At 47.8% G+C, this 17,153-nt stretch carries 14 protein-coding genes; 7 read left to right on the top strand and 7 right to left on the bottom strand.

Going from position 1 to position 17,153, the window contains the following annotated elements; all coding sequences use genetic code 11:
• The first annotated feature begins 195 nt into the window (after nucleotides 1-195).
• Nucleotides 196-693 (top strand): FxsA family protein, encoded by a 498-nt coding sequence (locus tag ACO6UY_RS11380; RefSeq protein ID WP_422450210.1) that lies wholly within the window; start codon nucleotides 196-198, stop codon nucleotides 691-693.
• A 169-nt stretch (nucleotides 694-862) separates the two neighbouring features.
• Here the strand turns inward: ACO6UY_RS11380 and ACO6UY_RS11375 are convergent, their stop codons facing one another.
• Nucleotides 863-1,006 carry a hypothetical protein gene (locus ACO6UY_RS11375; protein ID WP_422450211.1) on the bottom strand — a complete coding sequence of 48 codons (144 nt, stop codon included), beginning with the start codon at nucleotides 1,004-1,006 and terminating at the stop codon, nucleotides 863-865.
• Between the two features lie 25 nt (nucleotides 1,007-1,031).
• Between ACO6UY_RS11375 and ACO6UY_RS11370 the strand changes: the two genes are divergently transcribed.
• Both ACO6UY_RS11370 and groL read left to right on the top strand, forming a co-directional pair.
• The gene (locus ACO6UY_RS11370) at nucleotides 1,032-1,325 is read left to right on the top strand and encodes a co-chaperone GroES (RefSeq protein WP_101744992.1); all 294 of its coding nucleotides are present in this window, start codon (nucleotides 1,032-1,034) and stop codon (nucleotides 1,323-1,325) included.
• Between the two features lie 61 nt (nucleotides 1,326-1,386).
• On the top strand, nucleotides 1,387-3,030 hold the full coding sequence (gene groL, locus ACO6UY_RS11365) for a chaperonin GroEL (protein ID WP_101744973.1): 1,644 nt from the start codon (nucleotides 1,387-1,389) through the stop codon (nucleotides 3,028-3,030).
• Nucleotides 3,031-3,288: 258 nt separating this feature from the next.
• Here groL and ACO6UY_RS11360 read toward each other — a convergent pair whose 3' ends face one another.
• The 3 genes from ACO6UY_RS11360 to ACO6UY_RS11350 form a co-directional block, all read right to left on the bottom strand.
• Nucleotides 3,289-4,368: a hypothetical protein gene (locus tag ACO6UY_RS11360; RefSeq protein WP_422450216.1), complete on the bottom strand. Its 1,080-nt coding sequence runs from the start codon at nucleotides 4,366-4,368 to the stop codon at nucleotides 3,289-3,291.
• Between the two features lie 358 nt (nucleotides 4,369-4,726).
• Entirely contained in the window at nucleotides 4,727-5,698 is a 972-nt protein-coding gene (locus tag ACO6UY_RS11355) for a hypothetical protein (protein ID WP_422489967.1), read from the bottom strand.
• A 279-nt stretch (nucleotides 5,699-5,977) separates the two neighbouring features.
• Nucleotides 5,978-7,108: a hypothetical protein gene (locus tag ACO6UY_RS11350; RefSeq protein WP_422462328.1), complete on the bottom strand. Its 1,131-nt coding sequence runs from the start codon at nucleotides 7,106-7,108 to the stop codon at nucleotides 5,978-5,980.
• An 873-nt stretch (nucleotides 7,109-7,981) separates the two neighbouring features.
• Between ACO6UY_RS11350 and ACO6UY_RS11345 the strand changes: the two genes are divergently transcribed.
• The 3 genes from ACO6UY_RS11345 to ACO6UY_RS11335 all read left to right on the top strand — a co-directional run bounded on the left by ACO6UY_RS11345 (nucleotide 7,982) and on the right by ACO6UY_RS11335 (nucleotide 11,450).
• On the top strand, nucleotides 7,982-9,670 hold the full coding sequence (locus ACO6UY_RS11345) for a hypothetical protein (RefSeq protein WP_422489965.1): 1,689 nt from the start codon (nucleotides 7,982-7,984) through the stop codon (nucleotides 9,668-9,670).
• Between the two features lie 265 nt (nucleotides 9,671-9,935).
• Complete coding sequence (locus ACO6UY_RS11340) at nucleotides 9,936-10,631, top strand: RING finger domain-containing protein (RefSeq protein WP_422450221.1); 696 nt, start codon at nucleotides 9,936-9,938, stop codon at nucleotides 10,629-10,631.
• A gap of 177 nt (nucleotides 10,632-10,808) precedes the next feature.
• The gene (locus ACO6UY_RS11335; protein WP_422462332.1) at nucleotides 10,809-11,450 is read left to right on the top strand and encodes a glutathione S-transferase family protein; all 642 of its coding nucleotides are present in this window, start codon (nucleotides 10,809-10,811) and stop codon (nucleotides 11,448-11,450) included.
• A gap of 114 nt (nucleotides 11,451-11,564) precedes the next feature.
• Here the strand turns inward: ACO6UY_RS11335 and astB are convergent, their stop codons facing one another.
• Genes astB through astA form a run of 3 tightly spaced genes read right to left on the bottom strand, consistent with a single transcriptional unit; the run spans nucleotide 11,565 to nucleotide 15,508 of the window.
• On the bottom strand, nucleotides 11,565-12,905 hold the full coding sequence (astB, locus tag ACO6UY_RS11330; RefSeq protein ID WP_422450223.1) for an N-succinylarginine dihydrolase: 1,341 nt from the start codon (nucleotides 12,903-12,905) through the stop codon (nucleotides 11,565-11,567).
• A 40-nt stretch (nucleotides 12,906-12,945) separates the two neighbouring features.
• Entirely contained in the window at nucleotides 12,946-14,427 is a 1,482-nt protein-coding gene (gene astD, locus ACO6UY_RS11325; RefSeq protein WP_422468066.1) for a succinylglutamate-semialdehyde dehydrogenase, read from the bottom strand.
• A gap of 25 nt (nucleotides 14,428-14,452) precedes the next feature.
• Complete coding sequence (gene astA / locus ACO6UY_RS11320; RefSeq protein ID WP_422450225.1) at nucleotides 14,453-15,508, bottom strand: arginine N-succinyltransferase; 1,056 nt, start codon at nucleotides 15,506-15,508, stop codon at nucleotides 14,453-14,455.
• Between the two features lie 410 nt (nucleotides 15,509-15,918).
• Between astA and ACO6UY_RS11315 the strand changes: the two genes are divergently transcribed.
• A complete protein-coding gene (locus ACO6UY_RS11315; RefSeq protein ID WP_422450226.1) occupies nucleotides 15,919-16,980 on the top strand; it encodes a hypothetical protein in 1,062 nt (353 codons plus the stop codon).
• The last annotated feature ends 173 nt before the right edge of the window (nucleotides 16,981-17,153 follow it).

The following is a 17,153-nucleotide window of genomic DNA, read 5'->3' as shown; positions in this document are numbered from 1 at the left end:
CTCTCTTTGGAGAGCGGGCAGGCTGTACAGAGACCGACTTACCGGTTGCTTTTGATTTATTTGCGAGGCTGGTGTACCCGGGTAAGAAGTTTTTTTCATTAAGGGGCGAGTACAACCTTCCTGCTTCCTGACAACCCTTGAAAAAAAACGACACTGCCTTTATATAAGAGGCTCCAATGATTAACGGGGCCTCTTATGCGCTTCCTCTCTGTGCTATTTATACTTTTACCCATTCTGGAAATGGTGGTGCTGATTAAAGTGGGCAGTATCATCGGAGCCTGGAATGCGGTTGCCCTGGTTATTCTGTCGGTATTTATTGGCATCGAAGTGATTCGCCGCCAGGGCTTCAGAACCACATTAAGAGCCCGGCAGAAGATGGCGGCAGGCGAACTGCCCGCTATGGAAATGCTGGAAAACCTGGCTATTGCCCTGGGTGGCCTGCTGCTGTTGATCCCCGGTTTTATCACTGATTTTCTGGGGGTATTCCTGTTGATTCCACCGGTTCGTCAGCTGCTGATCCGGCGCTGGCTGAAAGTGAGCGGGGTCAATGTGCAGCAAACCAATATTTATGAGGCTGAGTATCGTCGTGAGCCATCAGGGCATCATGATCAAACCCATCTCAACCACACCATTGATGGGGACTATACCCGGGAAAATGATGATGGCCGTTCCGGAAGCCAAAAGCGCCATTAATTGATAAGCCTTGATTTGCGGGCATATAACGAATTTTTCACTCTTTCTTGAGTTTAGAGCCTCAGTTTTGTGGAAAAGTCAGTTTTTTTTTCATCTGCCTCTTGAAAACTGCGCCAGCTACCCATACTAAGGGGAACACCTGATAAGACTTCGGTAAGGCCTTGAACTTTTAGTTAAGGCCTGTGCCAAAGTAAACTTCATCCCGGGTGCATACCAGGGAGGTTCGGGTAAACCGGGCCATAGTGAAGCGATAGTGCATCGTTTTACTGCCATTACGTTGATAGCGAGCAGCCTGTAAAAGGTTGCACGGCATAAGCAAACTGTTGGAGAAAGAATCGATGAAAATCCGTCCGTTGCGTGATCGCGTGGTCGTTCGTCGTGTCGAAGAAGAAACTACCTCTGCTGGTGGCATCGTACTGCCAGGTTCTGCCGCTGAAAAGCCTAACCAGGGCATTGTAGTTGCAGTCGGCGATGGCGTGTTTCTGGACAATGGTGAAAAGCGTCCTGTTGGCGTTAACGTTGGTGACAAGGTTATCTTCGGCAAGTATGCAGACTCAAACACCGTGAAGATTGACGGTGAAGAGCTGATCATTCTGTCTGAAAGTGACATTTCCGCCGTTCTGGAAGGCTGATTGTCAGGCAATCACACGGTATTTTTCCGATTTCACAAAATAGTGCACAGGGTCACCAACCATGGCAGCTAAACAAGTTAAATTTGGCGACGAAGCTCGCAAAGAAATGCTCAAGGGCGTCAACATCCTGGCTGACGCTGTAAAAGCTACTCTGGGTCCCAAGGGCCGTAACGTTCTGCTGGAGAAGTCTTTTGGCGCGCCTACCATCACTAAAGATGGTGTGTCTGTTGCCAAGGAAATCGAACTGAAAGACAAGTTCCAGAACATGGGTGCCCAGCTGGTTAAGGAAGTGGCTTCCCAGGCTAACGATCAGGCCGGTGACGGTACGACTACGGCGACCGTTCTGGCCCAGTCTATTCTGAACGAAGGTCTTAAGTACGTTGCGGCCGGCATGAATCCAATGGATCTCAAGCGCGGTATCGACAAGGCGGTCATTGCTGTCGTTGAGCAGCTGAAGGCTATGTCTACTCCTTGTGCCGACAGCAAATCCATCGCACAGGTTGGTACTATCTCTGCCAACTCCGATGAACTGGTTGGCCAGATCATCGCCGAAGCCATGGAAAAAGTTGGCAAAGAAGGCGTTATCACTGTTGAAGAAGGCAGCGGTCTGGAAAACGAACTGGAAGTGGTTGAAGGCATGCAGTTCGACCGTGGCTACCTGTCTCCATACTTCATCAACAACCAGGAAAGAATGTCCGCTGAACTGGAAAGCCCATTCATCCTGCTGGTTGACAAGAAAATCTCCAACATCCGCGAACTGCTGCCGGTGCTGGAATCCGTTGCCAAAGCTGGCAAGCCACTGATGATCATCGCAGAAGACGTTGAAGGCGAAGCCCTGGCGACTCTGGTGGTGAACAACATGCGCGGTATCGTGAAAGTCACTGCTGTCAAAGCACCGGGCTTCGGTGACCGTCGCAAGGCCATGCTGCAGGATATCGCTATCCTGACTGGCGCTACGGTTATCTCTGAAGAGGTAGGCCTGTCCCTGGAAACGGCAACTCTGGATGATCTGGGTACTGCCAAGCGTGTACAGATTACCAAAGAAGACACCACCATCGTTGACGGCGCTGGCGTTCAGGCTGACATCGTTGCCCGTGTTGAGCAGATCCGTGCCGAGATCGAAAACTCTTCTTCTGACTACGACAAAGAGAAGCTGCAAGAGCGCGTAGCCAAGCTGGCTGGCGGTGTTGCCGTTGTTAAGGTAGGTGCCGCTACCGAAGTTGAGATGAAAGAGAAGAAAGCCCGCGTTGAAGATGCCCTGCACGCTACCCGTGCTGCGGTTGAAGAAGGCGTGGTTGCCGGTGGTGGTGTAGCCCTGGTTCGCGCCCTGTCTGCCATCAACGTTGAAACCATTAACGCTGAGCAGCGTGCCGGTGTTGAGCTGATCCTGCGTGCCCTTGAAGGCCCGATCCGTCAGATCGCTACCAACTCTGGTGATGAAGCTTCTGTGGTTGTTGACAAGGTTAAGGCGGGTTCTGGTAACTTCGGTTACAACGCTGCTACCGGTGAATACGGCGACATGATCGAAATGGGTATCCTGGATCCAGCGAAGGTTACCCGTTCTGCCCTGCAGGCTGCAGCTTCTGTTGCAGGCTTGATGATCACTACTGCTGCCATGGTTGCTGATGAGCCACAGGACGACGCGCCAGCTATGCCTGATATGGGCGGCATGGGCGGTATGGGTGGCATGGGCGGCATGATGTGATACGACGAGAGTCGTGCAGGTAGCTAGCCTGACTGGGTTACACCGCAAGCGACCACTCACTTGTCGAGTGTTTGGTCGTTCCACCTCCAGTAGAAAATAGCATGTCAACCTAACCGGTATCCGGTCTGAATCATGACCGGATAGCGGCCTCTCTCTTATAAAAAACCTGTCCTCAGAGTTCATGCACTCACTGGGTTGTTTCGGGTACTGAATGAATTGCGACGCGTTGAAGCAGAACCGAATTTACCAAATTAGTAGTCAGTTGTAATTCACCTGAGTTTCCCGGTAACTCGGAATGGTTTTCTCTTTCGCGATTATAGTTTTCTTTATGCGGTACTTCCTACAGTTTTCCTTTTGTCGTGCTGCGTAATCAGGATTATTTTGATATTGCTCCCTCTGGCGCTTCTTCTGACGCTCTGCGAAATCGGGATCATTCCGGTAGCGCTCTCTTTGGTGCTGCCTCTGGTGCTCCATGTAAGCGGGATTTTTGTGACGCTCCCTCAGGCGCTCCCTTTCGCGTTTTAGGAGAGCGGGGTTATTGTAGAGTTCTCTTCGACGTTTTCTTTGGCGCTCCCTTGCGCCATCCCTTATCTTCTTTGCGTAAGCAGGATCATTCTTGTAGCGTTCCCTTCTGCGCTCATTCTCCCGTTGTGTGTAAGCAGGATTCTTGCGAAGCTCTCTTTGGCGTTTTCTATTACGCTCCTTCTTGTAGTGCTGTGCGTATGTGGGATCTTTGTGAAGTTCCTTGTGGTATTCGTTAGCATGAAAAGAGGGTTCCGTTGCACAGTCAATCTCTGCTGGGGGAGTGGGTTGTTGATGCTGTACACTTTCTGGTTGAGGGTTAATAATTGCAACGGGTATTGCTGACTCAAAAAAAGCATCAGCAGATTCTTGGTTATACATTTTTTCTGTCGGATGAAGGCTGTTATCAACAACTGATGAGCTTTGCAGGGATAAGGGACTTAAACCTAAAATTGACTGGATCGAAAAACGTTCATTATCAGGAGTATATGTAGGAGCAGGTTTATCATTCAGTGCTTCTGTTCTGACTGGTAAGTGAAGTGGTTGATCTTTTATAGTATTGCTGAAAACGATTACTACTGATCTTTTTTTAAAACGGTAATCATTGAATGGATTATTAAAAGGCACCGTTGGCTGCTGAAGGTGGTTTTTAGTCATCTCATCAGTACACATGGAACACAGAGTAGAGTCTGCTTCTTGAACTCCACGGGAGAAGGCCTGCCCTGATGCACCAGGCTCAGAAATAGTAACATCCTGAACAGAAAGAAATTGATCAGAATCTGCTGGTAATTGAAAGTAAGTAATAAGGCTATGCATTGAAGTATTGAATAACTGAACTAAAGCATAAGATCACGTCCTCTTGTAAAAGTTCCTCCTTGATATTACCCATTCAATATTTATTTGTAACCTTGCATAATTCATGATTAAAAGGATTGGTACATGCGATAGCTACGCAAGCGGGGTCTTTGCGAAGCTCGCTACGGCGCTTCCTTCGGTATTCCCTGAGGTACTCTCTCTGGCGCTCCCTTTTGCGTATCTTATCGTTCTCCAGCTTGGCAGGATCTTTCATACCCGACCTTCACCACCCCTTGGTAATATTTTGATTTTAAACGATTAAATATCGTGCCAACCATATATTCGAATAGAATATATGCTTCAAAATCAAATGATTACGCTATTTTGGTGGTGAAAGTGGGTTCATACGCTCCTTCATGCGCTTTTTCATGCGTTCTGAGTAACCGGGATCATTCTGGTAACGCTTCCGCATGTTCTCTCTCATGCGCTTCCTCATGCGTTCTGCGAAATCGGGATCATTCTGGTAACGCTCCTTCTGCCGCCTGTTATTGTGTTCAACATAAACGGGATCTTTGAGACGCTCCCTTTGGCGCTCCCTTATGCGTTCTGCGTAATCGGGATCATTGCGATAACGCTCCCTTTGTTTCTCCCTCTGGCGTTTTGCGTAAGCTGAATTATTCCGAAAATGACTCCTTCTTTGGTATGCCCTGATGCGCTTTGAGTGATCAGGATGATTCTGATAGCTCTTTTGGTGCTCAACTGCTGAAGTGTTATTACTAACATCTTCTACTGCCTGGGGCGTTTGATTATCAATTGTCGTCTGGTTCTGGTTTTGCAGGTTAACTACAGTAACTGTCCCTGAATTTTGTGGGTTAGAGAGCATATCAGGAAGATTAGTTAACTGATAATCCGAGGCAGAATGGCTCGCTGGCATTGGCTCGTTAACCTCAAGCTCGCTCCCCAATATGCACAGCAGCTGAGTAAGGTGGGTGTCTGGCGTTGAAAGTGGCGCATCCTCTAAAGGGGTAGTGTCAGAATGACAAAAAGAATATTCATTTCGTCCTGACTGTGGAACCTCAGCAATATCAGTTCCATGAGGGGCTTCCTGATCGGCATGAGTTAGAAAGGCAATATTATATTTATCCAATGAACCAAACGGGCCAGGGTTATTGTTGTCTTTGTCTGATTGACTATGGTACACCTGAAAAGGAGTACTCAGCACCTGAACTGGTATCCCTTGATACGTCGGCTGTTGTTCATTTTGGGCATCCTGGTGCTTTGGTTCTTGTGAGCTGGAATAAGGCTCGCCAAAAGCAATCTCGAATGGAAGTAATTGAGTAAAGTGATCCATTGAATTATAAAATTATTGAATTCTGTTTTAAGACATTTTCTTTTTGTATTAGTTTCTCTCATAAACACTCTATCCAATAATTATTTCAGCCAAACATAATTTTTTTATAGCTATTAGTAATATCTTCAATGCGGATAGCTTCTCTCATATCGTGGAAAGCTTTACGATCATTGATCTTGTTTATGGGCACCTCAAAAACTGAGGCACCGTATTAAGAAATGTTGTGATGGAGAGTAATAGTTCGTATCGGGTATCAGTATCACGTTAAGGTGGGCTTTTTTATCTGGCCTTAATCGATTTAATGCGATGCAGCTTAATGGGCATTGTGATGCTGCCCCCGGCAGATCGCACCTTCAGTAACAGTCTTTCGCGTTCGACGCCAAGCAGTTCTCCGCTGAAACGTTTCGACGGTTCGACATAAACCTCTAACCAGGCACCAATATGATTTGGTAACTCATAGATTGGAATGTCCCTGGACTGCTGGTTCAGTAATTCCGGTTCCTGATTGGTTGCAGGCACTTCATCAACAAAGAAGTAGGTTTTGGATGCTTCTCCATGGGCAGGCTGAGATTGCCACTCCTTCTTGACATTTGGGTTGGTATTCCTGGAAGAGGGTTCCGTCATGTCCATATCATCTGAATCCTTTGCCGGGCCAAATTGCCCCGGGGTGATGATTTCAAAGGGAGAGACAGGGCTGTTGTTCACCAGCAGAGTGAGACCAAATGATGAAACCCAGAGCTCAGTGTCATAGACAGAAAAGGCCTGAGGATGGAAGTTGGGGGGGAAATGCGCCTTGATGGTCACTGTGTCAGGATTCTTCAGAAAGTTGATGTAGGCATTTTTCATCGCTTCATTCGGAGCAATGCCTGCTTTATAGAAGTAAAAGCTGTCTGGCAGATTGGTTAGACGGTTAATGTATGCGTCTTTGGAAATACCTGAGCTATTAGCACAATGCTGGCTGCTCATTCTGATCAGGCCCTCGTCCTGGTAGGTCAGTTCAGCATTGGTCAGGGAGGGTAATTGCATAAAGTCGTTGATGACAGGAGACCCTTTTTTGTAAAAGCTTGCCTGTAGTGATGCCTTGTATAGATTTGTGGCGCTGATACCAAATCGAACAAACAGTTTCTGATTTTCAGGGGTGTATTTATATTCCCAGAAATGTCTGTCAATGAGTGTATCAATGCCCATCTGTTGAAATTCATTCAGGCCGACAATATATTCAATACCACAGGTAGGTTCTACTATGCTGCCCAGCTCTTGTTTGAGTCGTAACTGGCGTTGATCATTGAATAAGGTATAAAACTCTTCATTACCCTCCAGTGGTAGTTGAATTCCATCATACTGGACGCGCAGGGAATCGGGCAGCTCTGATAGTTCTCCATTGCTGACATCATACACTGTCTTCATCATTGTCAAAGTGCTTGGGAAAACAACGGTTAATCTTTTTATAGTGATTGGGCTTTTGAACGTTTTTTTAGGCGTTAAAGTTATTTTTGTTATTGATACTTTGCCATTTATATGAACATTAACGGTATCAAATTTAACTTCTGCGTAATCAGATGTTACAGGTTTGTATTTGTCTATTGCTTGTATTAACTGGGTTTCAGCATAAAATTTAAATCCAAACCATGCGGCAGGAGCAACAAGAAAAAAAGGTATTAAGAATGATTTGATCAAGAAGTTAATCATAGGCTTACCTGAATACGGTATTGCTGCGCAAGGTGATCATCTGATGATGATTCACTCCTTTATAAAAATATGTTCTTGATTTTTTTGTTTATCAAGTAATGGGTGTTTTATTTTTAATTGGCTGTATATGGTGCTGAGCAAGTGTCACATTTTGAATTTTTTCTGGTTTCTGTGCGTTGCTTGTCAAAAAAACAAGCGATTCTAATATTTTGTTTTTTCTAATATTGTTATATTCATCGTAAAGGGCTGGCATGTTTTAAACTAACTTATTAATGGACTCTTAACTGAATCAACGTTGATTGAAAAGGATTTTCTATGAACCCTCCAGGCTCGCCGCCATCTGGAACACCCGTTGGTCCTTCAGTGCTTCCACCTCATTCCGGTGCTGGAGAAACAGCCCAGACAGGTCAAACGTCCACCAGTCAAACCGTCTCTCCTCATCATCCAGTCGAAAAGCGCATTCCCACAAATGATAACCCTGTCAGGAGTAGTGGGCTACCTGACAATATTCAGCCAGCAAATGCTCCCGGAGGTACGGTTTCCCAAAATAGACCGGGGGGGGCAGAAGGAATCAAACGTGATCTGAATAGGCTTTTGGCCGATGATAAGCCACTGGAACAAGGCTTCCGAAAAAAGGAGGAGATGAAATACATAGATGCATCAATAACTGCACTGGAAAAAATCAAGGAAGAAATGAATGGCAAATGGGATCTTTCAAATGACGATTTAAAGGCTGCATTTAAAAAAGCGCACAAGAAGGCCATTAAAAAACTGAAAGAAAATAATTCCAATGATGTCAAAGTAACCTTTAATTTACCCGGTGGGCAACGGGTTCGTTTAATTCCACCTGAGCTGGATAATCTGGATTTATCTGACTTGAAGTCATGGCTGCAGGGATCTCTGGGGTTAGTAAATGAGCTGAAATCAGAAAAGCAGTCTGCTTATGATGCTGGTCTTATCGAGCAGGCAATTACTGATGGTGCCCGGGAATTGAATACTCTTCTTTCCCAGCTGGCGCAGACCGGCTCATCCGAGCAAGAGCTTCTGGGCTTCCAGGCTCGCTATCATGCCATACAATACCCGATTATCAGCCTTTCTTTTGATGGCAGCAGCCAGCATTCTTCCGATAGACCAGAGCACCATAGTACTCCCGAGGCTGTGAAACCAAGTCCTTCTATTAAAATTACCAATGATCCTGAGAGGGCATTGACAGTTCCTGACGAGGGGGATTCAGCTTTTGGGGATGAAAGTCTTGTTGACGCTGATCACTTGAAACGGGTTGAAAGAGCCAGAAAAGCATACAGAGACCTCGGTTATGCCTGGTATCAGCAAGAAAAAAACACCAGTGAAGAAATTCTTGATGACAAAGCGATGTTAATGGCGGAGTTGGAACAACGTTTACAAGGCAAGCCTGAGAGTGATGATGATTCTGGTGTCTCGGTATCTTCCCTGACCAGCCCGCAACGCTCAAATCCTCGCAGACGTTCTGGTGATAAAACGGGAGAACCACCATCATCCGCCCGCAAGTTACAGGTGAAGGATGATGATGGTGTCGGCTTATTCCGTGCATTGTTTGCCTGTTATACCGGAAACGGTGATTGGCAGAATGCGTCGAAAGATCAGGTACGTAAAGAGATAAGAGACGAAACTATGGCTCAACCGATAAAACTGGCCATTGACGTTGCTACCCATAAGTACCTTGAGCTGGATCCTTACAACAATGACGTGATGGACGTTCAAAACTTGTCACAGCGTGCCGTGGCTCAGAAGATCAAAGCGTTGGACGATCAGGGGCTTTTAGTCCAGAAAATTTTTGCCCAGGTGATTCTGGATGGCACGTTCTCTGAACACTCTTTCCGCCGTCTTCCAGAGGTGCTGGGTGTTACCGATTTAATGACCAATGATCCTGATGACCCCTATGCTTTTGAAATGATAGTTTTTTCACAGCTTATTATGAGTGAACTCTGCACGACGCTGGGCGTGCCTGAATCCAATGGTAATGAACGAGGATTTCATAGGCTGAATAGAGGCTTTGGTGTAGTGTTAGACGCTGAAAAAAAGAAGGATGACGATAAGAGAAATAGTGTCAAAGAAGCTGATAGAGCTTCCGGTTTATCTCCAGCGCGGGAAGATACGAAGGTTATGGCCCCGTCAGAGGATAGCATGATACCTGAAACGTCAGGGGATGACGCTTCGAGTGCAGTTAGTCAACCACCTCCACCACCTCCGCCCGGGAGTCTTGCTGAATCGTTTGAAGATAAAAAATCTACTGACAGTAGATAGACACTCTTTAGCAAAAGAGTTTTGCGCCTGTTAACCCGGATATTTCATAAACAGCGATCCTTGATCTGACCCTGAAACTACATCCGCCTTGGAAATGTCGTGTTCATGGATATCCATATCCTCAGACGAAGTAACCGCAATAATGAATCGCCGTTGAACTATTTCCAGGAAAAAATGTCCAGATGAAAAAGCGTCTGGATACCAGTGGCCAATTTACCCAGTGAATGTGCAACGACGTGCGGCCAACCAAAGCAGGAAAATAGACATGGAAATAAGCTCTGTTCCAGCCAATCACAGTGCGAGTCACTGTTTGATTTGCATGGAAGATTTTACCAGCCAGCCTGGCCATGAAGCAGTTAACCTGAGTTGTCATCATGTCTTTGGCCGATCGTGCATCATTCGCTGGGGAAGCAACAACCCGACCTGCCCTGCCTGCCGGGCACCGCTGGACCTTGATCACATACATGGCAGGAGTATCACCATAACCAGGCGTTTAATCAGAACAGTACCAGCTGCTGCCTCATACCTCAGGACTAACTTTCTGGACAGCCCCTTCGCACTTGGCAGCATGGTCTTTACCACTGGAGGGGGATTGATTAACACCTTTGCTCGATTTCTCCCTTATCAGCCGGACGCTGCCTATATGGTCGCGGGTTATTCCATTGGTGGCATCGGCATTTCTCATGTTTTAGCTGGTGCTTCTGCATTAGCCTGTGGTTATACTGCCCTGCCCGTAAACGGTCATCACAGTCTGGCCATTTCCTTGAGCAAGGGCGGAGTCCTTGGCATTGGTGCTGCTGGCCTTGCCGGCTTCTTTGTTGGTGTCTTGGTGCGTTCTGATCATTCCAGCCTTCTTGCCTCTGGTATTAATTCAGGCATCCATGGCATGGCCGGGGGGGTGATGGTCGCAGCCTCTATTAGCACAGTTGCCCTGACAACAGCCATCTACCTGGACTCTTAATTCCTCTCCTGTCTACTGAAAAAGCTGTCTGGAATGAAGCTTTTTGATGTTTTGTTCACTATGCAGAGACTCGTTTTATAAGGGCGGGAAGGGTTCCGGTTTTCTGGATATTGCAAAGGCTGGAGTAAAAGGTAGGATAGCGGTTGGTTGAAAACAATAATTATAGAGGATGTGACCATGAATAAGCTTTATGGGGTGCCACTGTCACCCATGGTTCGAAAAGTACTGCTGGCTCTCGAAATAAAACAACTTGACTATGAGTTGGTGCCGGTTACCCCGTTTATGAAACCGGCAGGCTTTGAAAAAATCAGTCCCCTGAAAAAAATTCCTGCCTGGGAAGATGACAAGGTGACGATTGCCGACTCTTCGGTGATCTGTGAGTACCTTGAGGACCGTTATCCGGAACAGGCTCTCTACCCAAAGACACCTGAGGAAAAAGCCAGGGCCCGCTGGTTTGAAGAGTATGCCGATACGGCGATGCTCCAGGTACTGGGAACGGTCTTTTTTGAGCGAGTTGCCAAGAAGCTGATTAACCAGCCTGCTGACGAAGGCAAAGTGCAGGAAGTTTTACAAACCAAACTGCCAGAGATTTGTGCTTATCTGGAATCTCAGGTTCCGGAAACTGACTTTCTGTTTGGAGGGAAGGTTCAATTGGCTGATATTGCCCTGGCCAGCCACTTTATTAATCTCGTCCATGCTGGAGTCCAGATTGACTCTGCTGAGTATCCTGGGCTGGCGGCGTATATTGACAGGATTTTCCAGCATCCAGCCGTGGCGCACCGGATTGCAGAAGATAAAAAAGTGTTTGGCGGTAAGTAAAAAAGATCGCCACCCGTTGCCCGTAAAAGCACAAGCGGTTCTGGCTTTTCGGGCAGCGTCTATAGAAATGTGGAAGTTATTTCAGAGCTGTTTCTTACATACGTTTGAAGGCTATTAATTCTGGAATGGATAGACTGAACCCAGATTAAGAATGTGTGTCAGTTCATCCAGGGCCGTTCGGGATTCCGTCAGTAAAAGCGGGTCGGCCAGGTCTTTTTCAGATAACTGGTCACGATAGTGCTTTTTGACCCAGCGGCTGAGGGTGGCAAAGCGCTGGTTGTTGATCAGACAATGTTGATTGGTCGCTGCCAGTTCCTGGTCGTTTAATACGACTCTCAGTCGCAGGCAGGCCGGTCCTCCGCCGTTATTCATACTTTGGCGCAGATCAAAAACCTTCAGATCCGTAATTGGGCAACTTGCGTCGTTGAGTATGGTTTGCAGGTAATCCCAGACAGCGGGTTCATTTTCACACTCAGAGGGGACAACGATCATTGTCCCGCCATGGTCCAGCGACAGCAGTTGGCTATTGAATAGATAAGTCCCAACTGCCTGTGCTACAGAAACCTGTTGATCCGCCACCTCAACAATATGGAAGTCCTGCGCCCCATAAGCCTTTCTTAATGACTCATAGACACCAGCCTGCTCCACAAATGCCTGTTCATGGCAGAACAGCAGGTTGCGGTTGCCCACAGCGATAACATCATTATGAAAAACGCCCTGATCAATAACCGCCGGGTTTTGCTGGGCAAATACCACTTTGTCCGTATCAAGCTGATGCAGACGGGCGACAGCCTGACTGGCTTCAAGACTCTGGCGGGCAGGGTATTTCTGTGGCGAGGTACTTTGCGGGTTAAATGCTTCCCGGCCATAAACGAAAAATTCAACGCCCTGTTCGCCATATTCATGGCAAAAACGGGTGTGGTTTGCGGCCCCTTCATCACCAAAGTATTCGGTGGATGGCAGAGCCTGGTGGTGAACAAAGTGGTCAGGGTTATTAAATGTCGATTTTAGTATTTTTCCGGTAACGTCATGCTCAATAGAGCGGTGGAATTTATTGATTAAGTTAGCGGGCGTGAAATGTACTTTACCATCAGCACAGTCCGCACTGGGGGAGACTGTCGCTGCATTAGCGGTCCACATACTGGAAGCAGAGCAGCAGGCTACCAGAACTGCCGGCATCTGTTGTGCCGCGTCAGACAGAACCCGTGAATCACTGCCGGTGAAACCGAGCCTTCGCAGTGTGGCAATATCCGGCCGCTCATGGGGGGCTAACACACCCTGGATAAAGCCCAGTTCACTGAGCGCCTTCATTTTCTCCAGACCCTGGAGAGCGGCTTCCCTTGGGTTTGCTACTTTGCCCGCATAATGGATTGAGGCCTTGTTACCCTGGGATAACCCTGCATAGTTGTGGGTAGGGCCCACCAGTCCGTCAAAGTTGGCTTCTATTGTTTTCATTATTGACTACTTCACCATTGGTTCAACGCGAAGGTACCGTTTACAAATCAAGCCCGGGTGCGAGTTCTTTGGGCATACTCAGTGACTCCGACTCAACACTGGCCACCGGGTAGGCGCAGTAATCGGCAGCAAAATAGGCACTGGGGCGGTGGTTGCCACTGTCTCCTGGGCCGCCAAAAGGTGCAGCACTGCTGGCACCGGTGATTGGCCGGTTCCAGTTAACGATACCTGCACGTATTCTCTGCAAAAAGAACTGGTACTGCTCTGGTGCTTCACTGAACAATCCGGCGGAGAGACCAAAACGGGTGTTATTGGCGTCTGCAACGGCATCTTCAAAACGATCATAACGAATAATTTGCAACAGTGGTCCAAAGTACTCTTCATCGGGGCGGTCTTTGATATTGGTCACATCAATAATACCCGGAGAGACTAACCCGGTTCCTGCTTGAAGATGTGTTGATAAAAGCAGGCTGTTGCCGCCCAGCTTTTGCAGCGTTTCCTGGGCTGACAATATCTGTTTGGCCGCTGCTTCAGAGATAAGCGCTCCCATAAACGGTGCTTCCTGATCATCCCATTGACCTACTTTGATATTGGCTGCCGCTACAGTCAGCGCATCAACAAACTGATCCCCCCAGGGCGTTGTGGGAACAAAAAGTCGGCGGGCACAGGTACAGCGTTGACCGGCGGTGATAAATGCTGAATGAATAGTGTCGTGTACTGCGGCTTTGATATCTGCCATCTCGGTGACAATCAGCGGATTGTTGCCGCCCATTTCCAACGCCAGAATTTTACCCGGCTGTCCGCCGTACTGCTGGTGGATCATCTTGCCGGTGTTTGAGCTGCCGGTGAAAAACAGACCATCAAGACCGGGGTGCCCGGCCAGAGCGATGCCAGTTTCTTTTTCTCCCTGAACCAGATTGATAACTCCGTCGGGTATTCCCACCTGCTGCCAGAGTTTTATCGTGTATTCCGCAACGGCCGGTGTTAACTCGCTGGGCTTGAAAACCACGGTGTTGCCAGCCAGCAGTGCGGGAACAATATGTCCATTGGGAAGGTGGCCCGGAAAGTTGTAGGGGCCAAATACCGCAACAACTCCATGTGGCTTGTGACGAATCACGGCTTTCCCTACGGGCATGGCATTTTCAACGGTCCCCGTTCGCTCATGGTAGGCTTTTATTGAAATGGCAATTTTCCCGGCCATAGCAGCCGCTTCCGTTTTGGCTTCCCAGAGCGGCTTACCGGTTTCTCTGGCAATGATTTCTGCCAAGCCCTCTTTATTCTGCTCCAGCTCATTGGCAAACGCCTTAATGAATGCCTCTCGTTCTTGAAATGGGCGAAACGCCCAATGATGACTGGCTTCCCGGGCGGAACTTATTGCCTGGTCTACTTGCTTTGCGGTGGCACTGGCTCCTTGCCAGAGCACATTGCCTGTTCCCGGATTTTCGGATGAAAAGGGTTTGCCATTTGCCTTAAGCCACTGTCCATTGATAAACAGGCATTGTTGTTCATTTGTGTCTGCCATGGTCGTAATCCTCTCAATTCGTTGACTAGCTGGATAAGGGCACCACCCGAAGCAATTGGCCTTCTTCAACGTTAAGTGCTGATGCCTGCTCTTTACTGATCATGACAAACTCCAGTCCTTCGTAGGAAAGATTACCCATGATGCAGCGAAAATCGTTCAACTCACTATTGGCCATCAGCCAGTGGCGCTGATCCGTTGTGTTGTTCTCAACAATTTTAACTTTGTACTGTCGTGAATCTCTTACTGAGCGTACTTCTTTGACTCTGGCTTCCAGTAGCGGACCTCCATCAAAAATATCCACATAGCCAGTGTAGTAGAAGCCTTCAGATTCCAGCAGATGTCGGGCAGGCGTTGTGCTTTCGTGGGTAACACCAATGACCTCCCTGGCTTCATCCGGCAGCAAATTGGTGTAGATTGGGTGGCGAGGCATCAGCTCGGCAATAAACGCTTTATCGACGGTGGATTGGCGATCAGCTTCGGCAAAGTCCACTGCAAAGAAGTGCCGACCCAGGGCTTCCCAGAAAGGAGACACTTCCTGATCATCACAGTAGCCACGCATTTCTGCAAAGAGGCCTTCAGCAAACAGTTCCGGAAAGGCCGCCATAAACAACATTCGACTCTTGGAAAGAAACGTACCGTTTTTGGAATGACGATAATCCGGCAGCAAAAAGAGCGTACAAAGTTCTGAGAAGCCGGTATGGTCACTGCAGAGCATCAGGGTGTCCACCATGGTGTAGACATCCAGTTGTTGTGAGGCATGAACCTGTTTACTCACCTTGTAATTATACCAGGGAGCCTCAAGCCCGACGGCGGACTCGATACCCGCAGTGCCCATAACCTGACCGGTTTCGGTATCTTCCATCACAAACAGATAGAGATTATTTTTCGGTTCTGCGGCAGAAGTACCTGTTTCCTGCGATGCAGCCAGCGAAGCCTGCTTAAAGGAGGTGAGTGCCCATGCCAGTTTATTATCAACCATGGGGCGGTGAGGTTGCAGGGAGGTGAATCCGGCACCCGTCTGGTTGGCAATTTGCCATAGGGCCTCACGATCCTGCTCATGAATGGGACGAATAACAATCATAGTCAGACTTTGCCTTTGTTTTAATAGTCAGTTAGTTATCGCGACATAAAGAGACCTGGAAATGTTACCTCAACTTTTATTGATGGAAAGACCCTGCAAAGAGAAAAAATGCACCTATAGTTTAGCTTCAATAATTCAGGAAATGATACCGTTTCGCTCACTTTGTCAGTGGTAAAAACAGTTCACCAAAAACACCTATGATTCAGTCACCCGTTCTTTTGCCTGTGGTTCCGCAGCCTCGTGAGCCGAGTGAACCCTCTTCTGTGCAGCCTGCAATTGCCAGTAGCCATATTGCACCTGGCGAGCCTGATGGAACCTATATAACAAAAGAACCCTTCTCTTTTACTGAGCGCTGTAAGTCGCTGTTCAGCAGGGTTGTCTGTGCCGTAGAAACGAGCATGTGGCATATTATGGACGCATTCAACTGGGCCGGCTATCTCGCTGTCTGGGCCATGGCTGGCGCTACCTTTATGGTTGGTATGATGGCCTTGCCGATCATTCTTAAATCAGCCCTGACCGGCATCATTATTATGGCTTGTGAAGCGATAGGGGAGGCCGTACTGCGATATTATTCAAGTGATCAGTTCCCAACGGATCGCCTGCCCGTACTATTAGACAGACTCCCGATAGAGGATCTGCCTGTTCTTGGGGATTTTCTGAGCTTTCGCTGGCTGAGACACTTGCCGTTTCAGGGGGAACGCTGTGATGAAAATAAACTGACGTATTTTGGCAGTCGCATGGTGGTTGGTGGGGTCTATGGCAGCTTACTTGGTTTTTTCACGTCGTTAATCACTCTGTCTCCCTACAGTATTCTGGCTACGGGAGCAGTAGCTGCAGGCACTGCTTTTGGCCTGAGGTTTCTGGGATGCGCCAAGGTAGCCCTGGATTTTGTATTTCTTTCCAATCATGAAATGAATGAGGGGCGTCTTTACCATAAAGATAGCTTTATTAATCGCCCTATCAGAGACAGGTTGGTTGGGAATACAGAGTCGTCGAATTATTTTCCCATGCCACCTCCTGAGAATATCGGTGCAGCAATACAGCTGCTGAGAATTCATCAGAATATAGAGGCAGTTACCAAAGACGATATTTATCAGGCTGCAGAAGCCCGTTGCAATGAGAAAGCGCAGTCAGGACTACCAAATGAGCTCTTTGACCGGGAGGTGAGTCTGGTCAAACACGCTCAGGAACAATTATATCGATTTGTCACACAACGGGATTTGCAAGAGGCAAAAAGGCGGGAGTTACAGGCCAGGCTGGTTCATCAGGCCCGGGAGCAAGACAAAATAGACCGGAATTTGCTGGGTTTACCGGCGGAGGTAGAATTGACGCCTGAGCAGATTGAAGCTGGCTACCGACAGGCGCTGAATGATTATGAGCGCTACAGGGATCAGGATATCAATGAGATTGATCGAGCGGCGGCACGTTTGAGAAGAGCCAATGACAATATGGATGCTGTCTCTGTGGCTTGATGTGATGTCAAACTGAGACTCACCTCCGATAGATGCTTTTCAAACGATTTACAGGGATGAAGATGCAGAGTGTGAATGTGTCTCTAAGTAGTTGGCCAAATGGAATCGTATATTTCTGGCTAAGTGGGCAGTTGCTATGCAAGGCGCAACGTAGGGAGCATAGCCGTAGCTAT

This window comes from Endozoicomonas sp. ALE010 (genome assembly GCF_049310165.1).
Taxonomy (GTDB): domain Bacteria; phylum Pseudomonadota; class Gammaproteobacteria; order Pseudomonadales; family Endozoicomonadaceae; genus Endozoicomonas.
Note: the sequence above shows the minus strand (reverse complement) of the source record. Positions and strands in the feature narration are given on the sequence as shown.

Bases quoted from the DNA above. Each gene is read 5' to 3' on its own strand.
- ACO6UY_RS11380 (WP_422450210.1), top strand. From the start codon at position 196: ATGCGCTTCCTCTCTGTGCTATTTATACTTTTACCCATTCTGGAAATG.
- ACO6UY_RS11375 (WP_422450211.1), bottom strand. From the start codon at position 1,006: ATGCCGTGCAACCTTTTACAGGCTGCTCGCTATCAACGTAATGGCAGT.
- ACO6UY_RS11370 (WP_101744992.1), top strand. From the start codon at position 1,032: ATGAAAATCCGTCCGTTGCGTGATCGCGTGGTCGTTCGTCGTGTCGAA.
- groL (WP_101744973.1), top strand. From the start codon at position 1,387: ATGGCAGCTAAACAAGTTAAATTTGGCGACGAAGCTCGCAAAGAAATG.
- ACO6UY_RS11360 (WP_422450216.1), bottom strand. From the start codon at position 4,368: ATGCATAGCCTTATTACTTACTTTCAATTACCAGCAGATTCTGATCAA.
- ACO6UY_RS11355 (WP_422489967.1), bottom strand. From the start codon at position 5,698: ATGGATCACTTTACTCAATTACTTCCATTCGAGATTGCTTTTGGCGAG.
- ACO6UY_RS11350 (WP_422462328.1), bottom strand. From the start codon at position 7,108: ATGATGAAGACAGTGTATGATGTCAGCAATGGAGAACTATCAGAGCTG.
- ACO6UY_RS11340 (WP_422450221.1), top strand. From the start codon at position 9,936: ATGGAAATAAGCTCTGTTCCAGCCAATCACAGTGCGAGTCACTGTTTG.
- ACO6UY_RS11335 (WP_422462332.1), top strand. From the start codon at position 10,809: ATGAATAAGCTTTATGGGGTGCCACTGTCACCCATGGTTCGAAAAGTA.
- astB (WP_422450223.1), bottom strand. From the start codon at position 12,905: ATGAAAACAATAGAAGCCAACTTTGACGGACTGGTGGGCCCTACCCAC.
- astD (WP_422468066.1), bottom strand. From the start codon at position 14,427: ATGGCAGACACAAATGAACAACAATGCCTGTTTATCAATGGACAGTGG.
- astA (WP_422450225.1), bottom strand. From the start codon at position 15,508: ATGATTGTTATTCGTCCCATTCATGAGCAGGATCGTGAGGCCCTATGG.
- ACO6UY_RS11315 (WP_422450226.1), top strand. From the start codon at position 15,919: ATGGACGCATTCAACTGGGCCGGCTATCTCGCTGTCTGGGCCATGGCT.